The following is a 14,386-nucleotide window of genomic DNA, read 5'->3' as shown; positions in this document are numbered from 1 at the left end:
AGTATTTGATTATTTTTAATAAAATGAATCAATATTTTTTATATTTTTATTAAAAATTTATATTTTTGCAAAAAAATATTTTTAATACATATTTATATTTTATTAGATTTTTGCTATTTATAAATCATAAATTAATTTATACATATAAATATATGTTATTATTTAGAACGGTATTTTATTGTATTGTTTATAAAGACAAATAGTGTTTAATTAATTTTAAAAAGATAGAAAAATATATGTACATAACATATTTAGCATATGTAGATAAAACATATTGTCTATTTAAAAAACATTTATAAATTTTGTTGATTTAAATATATTACATAATAAATATTTTAAATTATTTAAATAATGGTGATTAAAAAAATAATATGTATCTTTCTATCTCATAGAAAAAAATTGAGACAGAAAAGATTTAATAATTTTAATTAAATGTAATAAAAAATAAAAATTTTATAAAATAAATCGACTAAGATCTTCATTATAAATTAATTTATCTAAATATTTACTAACGTATTTTTCATCAATAGTAATTGTAACACCTTGATTTTCACTAGCATTAAATGAAATTTCTTCCATTAATTGTTCTAAAACAGTATATAATCTTCTTGCTCCTATATTTTCCATTGATTCGTTAACTTTCCAAGCAGCTTTGGCTATAGCAGATATTCCTTCTTGAGTGAAAATAACATTTACTTTTTCCGTTTTTATTAGTTCTGCGTACTGCATAGTAATTGAATGTTTAGGTTCAGTTAAAATTTTTTTAAAATCTTCTATAGTTAAAGCATTCAATTCGACTCTAATAGGTAATCTTCCTTGTAGTTCTGGGATTAAGTTAGAAGGAGTACATACTTGAAACGCTCCAGAGGCAATGAATAAAATATGATCTGTTTTAACCATCCCATGTTTTGTAGAAACAGTACATCCTTCTATTAAAGGTAATAAATCACGTTGAACTCCTTCTCTAGATATATCAGGACCAGAGGAGTTATTATTATTTCTACAAATTTTATCAATTTCATCGATAAAAACTATTCCATTTTGTTCAACAGCATAAATAGCTTTTTGTTTTAATTTTTCTGGATTTACTAATTTTCTAGCTTCTTCTTCAATTAATAAATTTAGAGCATCTTTTATTTTAAGTTTGCGTACATTTTTTTTATGTCCACCTACATTTTGAAACAATGACTGTAATTGTCCAGTTAACTCTTCCATTCCAGGTGGAGCCATAATTTCCACTCCTACTGGAGTTACTGCTATATTTATTTCTATTTCTTTATCGTCTAGTTTTCCTTCTTTTAATTTTTTTCTAAAAGATTCAATAGTAGTTACAGGTTTTTTTAAATTTTCAGGTTCTCCCCATTTATTTTTTGGAGTAGGAATTAGAACCTCTAATATTCTATCTTCAGCTAGTTTTGATATTTGGGATTTGTTTTTCTCAATAATTTGCATACGTACTATTTTTATAGCGACGTCGGTTAAGTCTCTAATTATAGAATCTACTTCTTTTCCAACATATCCTATTTCTGTAAATTTCGTAGCTTCTACTTTTATAAAAGGCGCTTTAGCTAGTTTAGCTAATCTTCTTGCTATTTCTGTTTTTCCAACTCCAGTCGGACCAATCATTAAAATATTTTTAGGCGTTACTTCATATTTTAGTTCTTCATTTAATTGCATTCTTCTCCATCTATTTCTTAGAGCTATAGCTACTGCTCGTTTTGCTTTTTTTTGACCAACAATAAATTTATTTAGTTCATTAATTATTTCTATTGGAGTCATTGAAGACATAAAATAGTCCTTATTTCTCTGAGTTTAATTCTTTAATAGTAAATGAGTGATTGGTGTATATACATATATTTGCAGCAATTTTAAGCGATTTTTCTACTATACTAATAGCTTCTAGTTTAGTATTTTCTAGTAAAGCTCTAGCTGAAGCTTGAGCGTATGAACCTCCTGATCCAATAGCAATTAAATCATTTTCTGGTTGAATTACATCTCCATTTCCAGTTATAATTAAAGAAGTACACTTATTAGCTACCGCTAATAGTGCTTCTAATTTTCTTAGAATTTTATCAGTTCTCCAATCTTTTGCTAATTCGATAGCTGCACGTAATAGTTGTCCTTGATATATTTCTAATTTTCTTTCAAACAATTCAAATAGAGTAAAAGCATCTGCTGTACTTCCAGCAAAACCAGCTAATACTTGTTCATGGTAAAGAGATCTTACTTTTTTAACATTGCTTTTCATAATAGTATGCCCTAAAGTAGCTTGTCCATCTCCTCCAATAACTACTTTTTTATTTAATCGGACACTCAGTATAGTTGTCATTAATAAATAATTCCTTTTTTAAAATTGAAAAAAATCTTAGTTATAACCATTAAATATAGTTTTATATAAAAGTAAATATTAAAAAAAAAGATATTATATATATTATATATAATATATATATATATAATATATATATATTATATATAATACTCTATAATTTTATAGGTGTTATTTAGTATGATAAAATTAACTATATTTATAGTGTTATTTAACAAATTGTATGGAGGTTTTTAAAAATCTATGCAATTATTGCAAATAAATTAAATAATTAATATTTAATTTATAGTTTTATGCAAAAATGAAAAGATTATATTAGCAGTAAGGTTTTGTTTTATAGTAATATGACTTTATCGCATAATATTTATTATATGGGTATATTACTAGGATTAGTTTTATTTGATAGTATATTAGTACAATTTATCATTTATAATGAGCAAATTAAATATATATAGCTATTTTTTAGCTAGACTATAAAATGTATCGAATATAAACTTTTTTTTAGAATATGGTAAAGTATATATTATAATTTTTAATTATTAGTACTTTGCTTTTGAGTATAAAATTAATAAATAAATTATATTTTTATAGTTTTTACATTATAAACTAAAAAAATTTATCATAAGGAATATGTCGATGAAGAAAAATATACATCCAAAGTATACTAAAATAGTAGCTACTTGTTCTTGTAATAATAAAATAGAAATATTTTCTACTATAAATATAGATATTGGTTTAGACGTATGTTCTAAATGTCATCCATTTTACACAGGAAAACAAAGAGTATTAGATAAAAAAGGTAGAATTGATAGATTCAACAAAAGATTTTCTTTGTTTTCAGAAAGTATAAAACAGAAATAGTGTAAGTTTATATATTATTAAATTTAGTTAAATACATATTTAATAATTAAAATAAATATGAATATAAATATAAATATAAATATATTAATAATGTCGTTCTTTTAAATATTTTATATAAAAAATATATTACTAAAATATTTTCTGATAAATTAATCTAATTTATTAGATTAATTTAAGTAGATCTATATTTAGATGTAATAAGATAATAAATAATTACTAGACATAATGAATGAGATAAATATAGTTAAATATTAATATATATAAAAATACTTAAAAATAATATTTGTATTAGCGGGAAACGAGATTCGAACTCGCGACCCCAACCTTGGCAAGGTTGTACTCTACCAACTGAGCTATTCCCGCAAGTAAAAATATAATTTATTATTATAGTACAACTATGTCTATTATACTGAAATTTATAGTATTTTCAAGTATTCTAGGTGTTGTTGTTTTTTATATAAAAAATAATTTTATATTAATTAATTTTAACAAAAATTGATAAAAAAATTCTTCTTATAATATTTTAGTTCTTTTATTGATTCTAATAAATCGTTTTTTGCATTGTGAATAGATTGTTTTTTAAACAGTTTTAAATAAGGATTCCATCTTTTAATTAATTCTTTTATAGTACTAACGTCAATAGATCTGTAGTGAAAATATAATTCTAATCTTTTCATATATTTTAGTAAAAATTGTCTATCTTTATTTATACTGTTTCCGCATAGAGGAGAAGAATTTCTTGGGATCCATTTTTTTAAAAATAGAATAATTTCTTTTTCAGCTTTTTTTTCGTTATATGAACTCGTTTTTACTTTATCTAATAGTCCTGTTTTTTTATGTGTTATTCTATTCCATGAGTTCATAAAATGTATAGTTTTTTTTGATTGATTAATAGCAATACATGGTCCTATAGACAAAATATTTAAATGAATGTCTGTAACAATAATCGCGATTTCAATAATTTTGTGAAAATTTGGATTTAAACCTGTCATTTCTAAGTCTATCCATACTAAATTATTAGAGTTCATGGAATAAAATTCCTAATTAAGAAATAGTTATATTTGAATAAAATTATTAAAAAAATAATATATTATAATTTAACTAATGATTTGTTTTAAAAGATAGTTATTTTTTGAATTTATATATAATTTTATTATTGCTTATATAAATATAAATATATAGTATGTTAATTTAAGAATCATTAAAATAGAAAAATAAATACTTGAGAAAGTATAATATATTAATATATAGTATAGAATTGAATTATATATTGTATAAGGTATACATTTTACATATTTTAAATATTAAATAGGATTTGCTTTATGAATACAATAAATCCAAATGAAACTAATTCTTGGAAAGAATTAAGTGATCATTTTAAGATTATAAGTAAAATACATATAAAAAATTTTTTTGTAAAAGACACTAGTAGATTTAAAAATTTTTCGCTAGTATTTAATAATAAAATGTTAGTAGATTTTTCAAAAAATAATATTTCAAAGAATACAATAAAATTACTAATACAACTTTCTAAAGAAATGGGTTTAGAAAAATCTATAAAAGATATGTTTTCAGGTGAGAAAATAAATAAAACAGAGAATCAACCAGTATTGCACATAGCATTACGTAATATGAGTAATAATCCAATTTTAGTAGATAGACAAAATGTAATGATAGATATAAAAAATAGTTTAAAAAAAATGAAAGTGTTTTCAAACTTAGTTATAAAAGGTAAATGGACTGGATATACTAATAAGAAAATTACCGATATTGTTAACATCGGAATAGGTGGATCTCATTTAGGTCCAAATATGGTTATAGAATCTTTACAACAATATAGAAATCATTTAAATATACATTTTATATCCAATATTGATTCTTGTAATATTTTAAATATTTTAAAAAAAATAAATTTTGAAACAACTATTTTTTTAATTTCTTCAAAAACTTTTACTACGAAAGAAACAATGACAAATGCAATGACAATAAAAAATATTTTTCTAAAAAAAACAAAAATAAAAAAGAGTTTAGAAAAGCATTTTTTTGCATTAACTACGAATGTACAATGTGCTGAAAATTTCGGAATTTCAAAAAATAATATATTTAGATTTTGGAATTGGGTTGGAGGGAGGTATTCATTATGGTCTTCTGTTGGACTTTCTATTTCCTTAGCTATTGGATATAAAAATTTTATTAGTCTTTTAAAAGGAGCTTATGACATGGACGTGCATTTTTCTAGTGAAAGATTAGAAAAAAATATACCTGTTATATTGGCATTAATTGGAATTTGGTACAATAATTTTTTTAATACAGAAACAGAAGCTATTCTTCCATACAATAATTATATGCATAAGTTTGTAGAGTATTTACAACAAACTAATATGGAATCTAATGGAAAAAATATAAATAAACAGGGAAAAAAAGTATCCTGGCAAACAGGCCCTATAGTATGGGGAGGAATAGGTACAAATAGCCAGCATGCTTTTTATCAATTACTTCATCAAGGAACGAAATTAATTCCTTGTGATTTTATAATTCCTATTAATAAAACAAATGAATTTCAAAAACATAATATTCAATTATTAGCAAATTTTTTAGCACAAACAAAAGCATTAGCATTTGGTGAAAGTAGTGATGTTTTTGAAGAAGACGTAAATAGTAATATACAAATTAGTAATAATAAAAAGTTATTTTCAACTTTTAAAAACTTTGATGGAAATAAACCTAGTAATTCTATAATGTTAGATATATTAGATCCATATAACTTAGGTTCATTAATTGCTTTATATGAACATAAAACGTTTGTTCAGGGAGTAATATTTAATGTTTATAGTTTTGATCAGTGGGGTGTTGAATTAGGTAAAAAAATGGCTAATGATATTGAAAAGAGTTTAGATAGTAAAAATCAATTTGATCTTTCTTTTGATAGTTCGACTAATGGATTAATAAAGTTTTATAATAATGTATGACTGAATTATTGAATTTTCTGATTTATAATTAATAGATTAAATTTTGATAGTACATTTAATTTATAGTTATAAAAATATAGTTATTTTATATTATAAATAATATTTTTTATAACAATATTTATTTTTATAAATTATAAATACAGGTATCGAAAATATGTAGAAGAATACTGTTATTTTAACATATATATATATATTATATAGATGTATCAGGTTAAAATATAAAATTTATACTGTTTTAGTATGCATATAGATACTATTTATACGATGAATACTATTTATAATATATAATTGTCATTATTTATAATATAGAACATTAAAAGAAAATTATCTGAAGTTATATCATTTTTGTATATTTAAATAAATAAAAAATATACTTGTATATAATTATTGTAATTAAATGTAATTTTTTTAAAGTAAAATGTAGTAATCATTTTTTAAGTAATGAAAATATTAAATTTATCGAAGATAAACTAATATTTTTAGGTTTGAAATAAAAAATAATTTGTTTGAATAGTTTAAGTAAATTTTATGGAATATATTTTCTATTTAAAATAGAAGAAGTTATGACATTCAGAAAATCGTTTGTAATATTTATTATGGGTCCTACAGCATGCGGAAAAACTTCATTCGCTATAAATCTAAAAAAAATTCTTCCTATTGAAATTATTAGCGTAGATTCAGGATTAATTTATAGAGATATGAATATAGGGACTGCTAAGCCTACTAGTTTTGAATTGTTAAATGTACCTCATAAGTTAATAAATATAAAAGATCCTACTGAAACGTATTCAGTAGCTGAATTCTTTCATGATGCAAAAAGAGAAGTAAAAAACATACAATACAGGGGGAATATTCCAGTTTTTGTTGGTGGAACAATGTTATATTATAAAGTTTTATTAAATGGATTGAAATCTAGTCCGAAAAAGAGTACAAAGTTAAGAAATTCTATTATTAATATTTTAAAAAATAAAGGGACACAATATATATATAATTTTTTAAAGAAAAAAAATTCAAAGTTAATAAAAAAAGTTCACCCACATGATTCTTATAGATTATTTAGAGCATTAGAATTAAGTATTTTATGTAAAAAAAGTTCTTTAATAGAAAATAATATGGATATTAACGAAAAGTTTTTAGATAATATATGTCAATTTGCACTAATACCAAAAAACAAACATACTTTATATAATAATATAAAAATTCGATTGCAAACTATGTTGGAATCTGGTTTTGAAGACGAAGTAAAAATGATTTTATCTAAAAAAAATATTCATGAAAATTTGCCGTCTATGCGTTGTGTTGGTTATAGGCAGATGTATAAATACTTAACTAATAAAATAAATTATAATCAATTAGTTCATGAAATAATGAAAGCTACTGTTTTTTTAGCAAAAAGACAAATGACATGGATTCGTAGTTGGAAATCCTTGTATTATTTAGATTCTGAAAATAAAAATCTAGCTACTGATACATTATTAACTGTTTTAAATAAACAACAATATATTTAGATTAAATAAAGTTAAATATATTTTAATTATAAATATATAATGTTGTCGTAATTTATATAGTTTTAAAGAAAAATAGTTAATAAAAGATTTGATAATTAACTATCTTTTGCATATAAATAAAATTCTTTCATGTTTTTAATTATTTAAATTATATATAAAGTATATATACGGTATATACTAAAATTAGTACAAGAAAGAGTATGTGAGGAGATAGTTATGTCAAATAAAAAAAATTCTAATAAGATAAAAAAAGATGCATGGGGACATGAAAAAATAGAACATAATAATGTTCGTAAAGAAAAAAAAATATTAGAAATTAAAGATAAATGCGATAAAAAAAATAATTTATTAAATTTAAATTATTCAAGTTATAAAAATAAGAAAAAAAAAAATTTTTTTGTAAGATTTAAAAAAATATTTACATATGTTATTTTTATTTTTTTATTTTTTTGGATGTTAACTGGTTTATATTTAATTTATTATTCGAATCAGAAAACTCGAGATTTTTTTTGGAGAATTAGTAATTTTATACAACCAGAGTTCAATTGGAATAAAAAATTTGAACGCTTATTAGATTTGACAGATTACAAAAATGTAAAAAGTAAAATTGTTTCCTTCAAACTTATAACTAAAAATAATTGTAAAGTGCAAGTAAAAATAGAATTTTGTTATGAAATTTTTAATCCAACTCAATATTTTCTTTTAGTTAAAGAAAAAAAAATTAATTTTTATTTGAATCAAGCTTTGTTCTTTTGTTCTAAAAGAATAATCGCGGAATGTTTAACTGATGACATATTAAGTTCTAAGATAATTGATATTCAAAAAAAAATTTTTAATGAAATATGCAAGCAAAAAACATTATATAGTATTGGAGTTCATGGAAAAGAAATAAAAGTGCATAGTATAAAATTAATTGACGATTACATCAAAGAATTAAATATTTTATAGTAAATCGTTCAAATATTGTTTTTCATTGATAATAATACTGATATCAGTATAAATACAAATATATTACAATTAATAATTATTTAAAAATTTAATGATTATAATATATGCATATATGAAACATATAATTGTATTTATAATATATATACACAAATTTTTATTTTTCTAATACACAGTGTATCTTTTTATCAATACGACTGATTAATTTATTAAAAAATGTTAGACTAAGATCTAGTGTTGTCCTATAAGGAGTTTAAAAAAAATAAATGTTTTATTTTATAAAAACTTAAACTTTTAATAAATAAAGTAGTTTACGTTAATAAATATTTTTTTTCAAAATACTAGTTGTAGAACAAGTACTAATTTTATTGTTATTAAAGATAAGTATATGAACTTATTTTTTTTAAATAAATACTTATTTACATGCAAACTTAATATATGAATGTATATTGTTAACTATAAAAAATTAAATAATTTTATTTTTTAATACTATTAAATTATATGTATTAATTTATTATTTAATTTTTTACAGAGTAAAATATTATCTAAAATGATTTGTATGATAAGATCACATTTTTTTAAATTAAGTATAATATTAATGTTTTTAGTAAGTGTTGATAATATTAATTTTTAATAATAAGTTGTATTTTAAAAATATGTACTCAATTGTTTAGATAGATATTAAATATATATATATATATAAATGTTTGTCGTAGAATAGAGCTTTTTAGTTTTTTTTTTTTATAAAATTAGTGTTGTATAAAAATAAAAACATAAAAAAGTGGTATTTTATATTTTAAAATAAAATTTTTAATTTATATAATATAATTTTTTATATGTAAAATATAAGTAAATATATTCTATTTAATTTTTTTGTTTTAAATAATATATATATATGACATATAGAATTACTATTTACCAATAACGGAAATGGTTTAAATCTTTATGAGTAAGGGATATTTAATAATGAAAAATAAAAGAATGGTTATATTAGGAATGCAGTGGGGGGATGAAGGAAAAGGTAAAATCGTAGATTTATTAACTAAATTTGTTGATTATGTAGTTCGATATCAAGGAGGTCATAATGCTGGACATTCAATTGTTTTAAATAATAAAAAAACTGTATTACATATAGTTCCTTCTGGTATTTTAAATAAAAATGTAATATGTGTTATATCTAATGGTGTAGTATTATCTCCTTGTAATTTTGTAAAAGAAATTAGTATACTTGAAAAAAAAGGAATTTCAGTAAAAAATAGATTATTTTTATCTGAATCAATTCCGTTATTATTAGAATATCATGTAGCTATGGATAAAGCTCGAGAAAAAAATTTAGATTTGCAATCTATTGGAACAACAGGTAGAGGTATAGGTCCTGCTTACGAAGATAAAATAGCCAGAAGATGTTTAAGAATTGGAGATTTAAAAGATATAAACTATTTTCAAAATCATGTAAAAAGAAATATAGATTATTATAATTTTCAATTAACTAATTTTTATCAATCAAAAAAAATAGAATATACTACAGTAATAAATGAGTTACATGAACATAGAAAGTATTTATTAAGTTTAGTAATAGATGTACATAGTACATTGCATAAAATGATTAAAAAGAAAAAAAACATAATATTTGAAGGGGCTCAAGGTTCTTTATTGGATATAGATCATGGAACATATCCGTATGTAACATCTTCTAATAGTACAATTGGTTCTGTTTTTTCGGGTACAGGAATGGGACTTTCTGCTATAAATTATATTTTGGGTATTGTAAAGTCATATACTACTCGAGTAGGTAATGGACCTTTTCCAACAGAACAATTTGGAACTATAGCAAATAGTATATGTAAAATAGGAAATGAATTTGGTTCTACCACTGGAAGAAAAAGAAGAGTAGGTTGGTTAGATTTAGTTTTAGTTAAGTATGCAGTAAAATTAAATTCGTTGAATGGAATATGTTTAACTAAAATAGATGTGTTAGATACTATAAAAGTAATAAATATTTGTATAGGTTATAAACATATAAAAACAGGTAAAAAAATATATAGTATTCCATGTTCCATAAATGATTGGAAAAATATAGTACCTATTTATAAAAAGTTTTTAGGATGGAATAAATCTACAGTTGGAATAACTGAATGGAATTTATTACCCGATTCTGCGAAAGATTATATTAAGTATATAGAAAGTATATTAAAAGTTCCAGTAGTTATAATTTCTACTGGTCCAGCAAGAGAAGATACTATTTTTATAAAAAAAAATTTTTAAAGTACATTTAAAAAAACAATAGTTTATGTTAGTGCATAAGTTATTTTATATACAAAAGTACAATTTTCTTATTATTAAAAATCATTTATATTAAACATTAAAGTAATAAATTCATTCTTAATTTTTTAAGTTTAATTCAATAAAATTAAATTATAAATAATGTATTATTTTTTTAGTTGTATACTGTATCAAAAATATTGACTCTATTTTTAAAATAAAATGCATTAAAGAATGGTTTTATAATTAAATATATATGAATTAAATGTAGGAGCTAATAGTTATGGTAGTCAGTGTCTACAAAAAAAATAGGTCAATTGTATTTTTAAGAAATTTACTTCTTTCTTGGATGAAAAAAAATAATAAAAGTGTTATAACCAAAGAACAAATAGAAAAAGTGTTAAAAATAGCAAGTTTAGAAGAAAAGCAAAGGTTAAAAAATACTTTATATTATATGGAGAAAAGAAAAGAATTATTATTAATTAGAAAATTAACATATATTTTAATAAATAAAAAAAATATACTTAAAGGAACAGTAGAAGGTCATCGTAATGGTTATGGTTTTTTTAATAATTCACATCTAAAGGAAAGTTGTTGGTTATCTAAAAAACAAATGAAAAACTGTATACATGGAGATTTAATTTCTGCATATGTTTTTAAAATGCCTGATAAAAAAAAATATGAAGCTGTAGTTATTAAAGTAAATACTGTTCATTCATCATTTATCACTGGTAAATGCTTTAAACGTAACAATAAATTTTTAGTTTTTCCCTATGATTTAAGATTTAATTTTCAAATATTAATAGTTGATAAAAATAAAAAAAAATCTGTTAAATCAGGATTTATAGTTATAGTAAAACTTATTAAAAGAGCTACAAAAAATAAAATAGCTACAGGTATAGTATATAAATTACTTGGAAAAACTATGACTGCATTACTAGCAGCACAAATAGCACTGCATAATTATTTTATTCCAAAAAAATTTTCTAAAGATGTTCAACGAGAAATAATTAATTTAGATGATAATTTTCCTGACGATGTAATTAATAATTATGTAGATTTAAGAAGTTTACCTTTAGTAACAATAGATGATGAGGAGGCTTTTGATTTTGACGATGCTATATGTTGTAGAAGTAATCAAGATGGTACGTGGAATGTATGGATTGCTATTTCCGATGTTAGTTATTACGTAAAACCTAATTCGTTATTAGATGAGGAAGCTAAAAATCGTAGTACATCTGTTTATTTTCCTTCTTATGTTGTTTCAATGCTTCCTAAAAATTTATCTGATAATTTATGTTCGTTGATTCCTAAAAAAGATAGATTATCTTTAGTTTGTGAAATAATTTTATCAGTGAAAGGAGATATTTTAAATTATAAACACTACCAAGCAATTATTAATTCTCATGCTCGTCTTACTTATACAGAATTGTATAATATTTGGAAGAACAAAAAATCAGTGTGCATTAAATATAATAAGTTGTTAACAGATTTACATTGTTTATATCAATTATATTTAGTCTTAAAATCTTCTCCAGTATTAAAAAATAAAATTTCTTTTAAAAAAAAAGAGTACAAGATAAAGTTGTCATCTTCTTTAAAAATAAAAGATATTTATAAAAAAAATATATATAATTCTCATGAGTTAATTGAATTGTGCATGGTTCTAGCTAATTTAGTGACAGCTCAATTTTTAATAAAAAATGAATCTTTTGTACCTTTCAGAAATCATGAACCTCCTGATGCAAAAAGTATTAGGAATTGTCAAGAAATACTACATGGTTTAGGTTTTTATTTAAATAAAGATATTGTACCTTGTACGATAGATTATTCAGCTATATTAAAACAATTATTTACTCACTCTCATTATGAAATTGTTCAAGAATTGTTACTACGTTCTATGAAGTCAGCTGTTTATAATGTAAATAATAAAGGTCATTTCGCATTATCTTTGCGTTGTTATACACATTTTACTTCTCCAATAAGACGTTATCCAGATTTATTAGTACATAGGGTATTGAAGTATGAGATTTTAAAAAGAAAAAATAAAAGAAAATGTTTTATAAATAAAAACGCGTTGTTTTATAAAGACAAAATAAATAAAATAGCTAATTATTGTTCTTTTGCTGAAAGAAGAGCTGAGTGTGCAGTAAGAGATGCAATAGAATGGTTAAAATGTGATTTTATAAAAAAAAAATTAGGAGAAGAGTTTGAAGGAACTATTTTTCATGTTGTTGAGTTCGGATTTTTTGTTAGGTTATCTAGGTTTTTAATTGATGGTTTAGTTCATATATCTACTTTAGGTGATAATAAGTATTTTTATGATAATCAGAAACAAAAGTTAGTTGGAAAATCGTCAGATTCATTTTTTTCTTTAGGAGATAAAGTTATAGTTAAAATACATACTGTTTCTACTGAATCTAGAAAAATTGAGTTCTTATTTTTATCAAAGAAAATATTTTTAAAGAAAAATAAATTTTTTATAAATTTATAATGATATATATTGATAATTCTATTAATATTTTCGTCTAAATATAAAATGAGATATAACTTTTTTGTTTTAAACATTATATTTTACAATATAGTTTAAAACTGATAGAAATATATACATATAAATTAAACTTTAAAAAAGCAATTTGTTATTATATTTGCACCTTTAATTAAATAGATTTATATATATTGAGTTTTTTACCTATATAATATATATTGAAAAGAATTGTGTAGTATTTAATGCTTTTATTATTTTTATAAAGAATATAGTAATAGTAAATGAAGTTGAATGATAGAAGAGGATCTTAATGAAATACTATGAAATAGTTTTAATGATTCATCCAGATAAAAGTGATAAAGTAAAAGTTTTTATAAGCAATTATAATAGATTTATTGTAGAGAAGAAAGGTAAAGTTCATAGAACTGAAGATTGGGGGAGAAGACAATTAGCTTATCCTATAAAAAAATTACAAAAAGCTCATTATATATTGATGAATATTGAATTAAGTTCTAATTATATTCATGAAGTTAGAAAAAAAATACAATTTGATAATTTTATTATACGACATTTGATTATGTGTACTACAAAAAATAATATTACGCCTTCTATTATGATGAATGCTGTCAAAGAACAACAACAAGAAAAGAGATTATCTCCGGTAACAAATAGATCATTGGTATCGTAAAATATTTATTACATAGAACTAATTGTAGTAATCACTAATATAATATATTTCATAGAATATTTTTATTAAAATTATATAGGAAATAAATATGGTAAGATATTTTAGAAGAAGAAAGTTTTGCAGGTTTACTGCAGACAAAACTTTGGAAATAGACTATAAAGATATAAATATGTTAAAAAACTATATAACAGAAAGTGGAAAAATAGTTCCTAGTAGAATAACTGGAACTAAAGCAAGGTATCAACGTAGATTAGCTCAATCTATTAAAAAAGCTAGATATCTAGCTCTTTTACCGTATACAGATTTACATAAATAATATGTGTTTAACTTTGAAAAAAG

General features: G+C 21.7%; 11 protein-coding genes and 1 tRNA gene. 8 read left to right on the top strand and 4 right to left on the bottom strand.

Annotated features, from left to right (window positions below; translation table 11 throughout):
* Positions 1–453: 453 nt before the first annotated feature.
* Both hslU and hslV read right to left on the bottom strand, forming a co-directional pair.
* Positions 454–1,788 (bottom strand): HslU--HslV peptidase ATPase subunit, encoded by a 1,335-nt coding sequence (gene hslU, locus D9V65_RS02295; RefSeq protein ID WP_158342125.1) that lies wholly within the window; start codon positions 1,786–1,788, stop codon positions 454–456.
* A gap of 10 nt (positions 1,789–1,798) precedes the next feature.
* Positions 1,799–2,329: an ATP-dependent protease subunit HslV gene (hslV, locus tag D9V65_RS02290; protein ID WP_158342122.1), complete on the bottom strand. Its 531-nt coding sequence runs from the start codon at positions 2,327–2,329 to the stop codon at positions 1,799–1,801.
* Positions 2,330–2,962: 633 nt separating this feature from the next.
* Between hslV and rpmE the strand changes: the two genes are divergently transcribed.
* Positions 2,963–3,187: a 50S ribosomal protein L31 gene (gene rpmE / locus D9V65_RS02285; RefSeq protein ID WP_158342120.1), complete on the top strand. Its 225-nt coding sequence runs from the start codon at positions 2,963–2,965 to the stop codon at positions 3,185–3,187.
* 290 nt (positions 3,188–3,477) lie between these two features.
* Here the strand turns inward: rpmE and D9V65_RS02280 are convergent.
* Together D9V65_RS02280 and orn are read right to left on the bottom strand one after the other, a co-directional pair.
* Positions 3,478–3,550: transfer RNA gene (locus tag D9V65_RS02280), tRNA-Gly, on the bottom strand.
* A gap of 122 nt (positions 3,551–3,672) precedes the next feature.
* Positions 3,673–4,215 (bottom strand): oligoribonuclease, encoded by a 543-nt coding sequence (orn, locus tag D9V65_RS02275; protein WP_158342118.1) that lies wholly within the window; start codon positions 4,213–4,215, stop codon positions 3,673–3,675.
* Between the two features lie 294 nt (positions 4,216–4,509).
* Here orn and pgi point away from each other — a divergent pair, with 294 nt between their 5' ends.
* The 7 genes from pgi (at position 4,510) to rpsR (ending at position 14,363) form a co-directional block, all read left to right on the top strand.
* Positions 4,510–6,156, top strand: coding sequence for a glucose-6-phosphate isomerase (gene pgi / locus D9V65_RS02270; RefSeq protein WP_158342116.1), 1,647 nt, complete (start codon positions 4,510–4,512; stop codon positions 6,154–6,156).
* Between the two features lie 563 nt (positions 6,157–6,719).
* Positions 6,720–7,664, top strand: coding sequence for a tRNA (adenosine(37)-N6)-dimethylallyltransferase MiaA (gene miaA / locus D9V65_RS02265; RefSeq protein ID WP_158342113.1), 945 nt, complete (start codon positions 6,720–6,722; stop codon positions 7,662–7,664).
* A 216-nt stretch (positions 7,665–7,880) separates the two neighbouring features.
* On the top strand, positions 7,881–8,612 hold the full coding sequence (locus D9V65_RS02260; RefSeq protein ID WP_158342111.1) for a hypothetical protein: 732 nt from the start codon (positions 7,881–7,883) through the stop codon (positions 8,610–8,612).
* A 963-nt stretch (positions 8,613–9,575) separates the two neighbouring features.
* The gene (locus tag D9V65_RS02255) at positions 9,576–10,874 is read left to right on the top strand and encodes an adenylosuccinate synthase (protein ID WP_158342109.1); all 1,299 of its coding nucleotides are present in this window, start codon (positions 9,576–9,578) and stop codon (positions 10,872–10,874) included.
* 280 nt (positions 10,875–11,154) lie between these two features.
* A complete protein-coding gene (gene rnr, locus D9V65_RS02250; protein WP_158342107.1) occupies positions 11,155–13,365 on the top strand; it encodes a ribonuclease R in 2,211 nt (736 codons plus the stop codon).
* A 304-nt stretch (positions 13,366–13,669) separates the two neighbouring features.
* Positions 13,670–14,047: a 30S ribosomal protein S6 gene (gene rpsF, locus D9V65_RS02245; RefSeq protein ID WP_158342105.1), complete on the top strand. Its 378-nt coding sequence runs from the start codon at positions 13,670–13,672 to the stop codon at positions 14,045–14,047.
* Between the two features lie 88 nt (positions 14,048–14,135).
* Entirely contained in the window at positions 14,136–14,363 is a 228-nt protein-coding gene (rpsR, locus tag D9V65_RS02240) for a 30S ribosomal protein S18 (protein ID WP_158342103.1), read from the top strand.
* Positions 14,364–14,386: the final 23 nt, after the last annotated feature.

The organism is Buchnera aphidicola (Anoecia oenotherae) (genome assembly GCF_005080765.1).
GTDB lineage: Bacteria > Pseudomonadota > Gammaproteobacteria > Enterobacterales > Enterobacteriaceae > Buchnera_E > Buchnera_E aphidicola_AB.
Note: the sequence above shows the minus strand (reverse complement) of the source record. Positions and strands in the feature narration are given on the sequence as shown.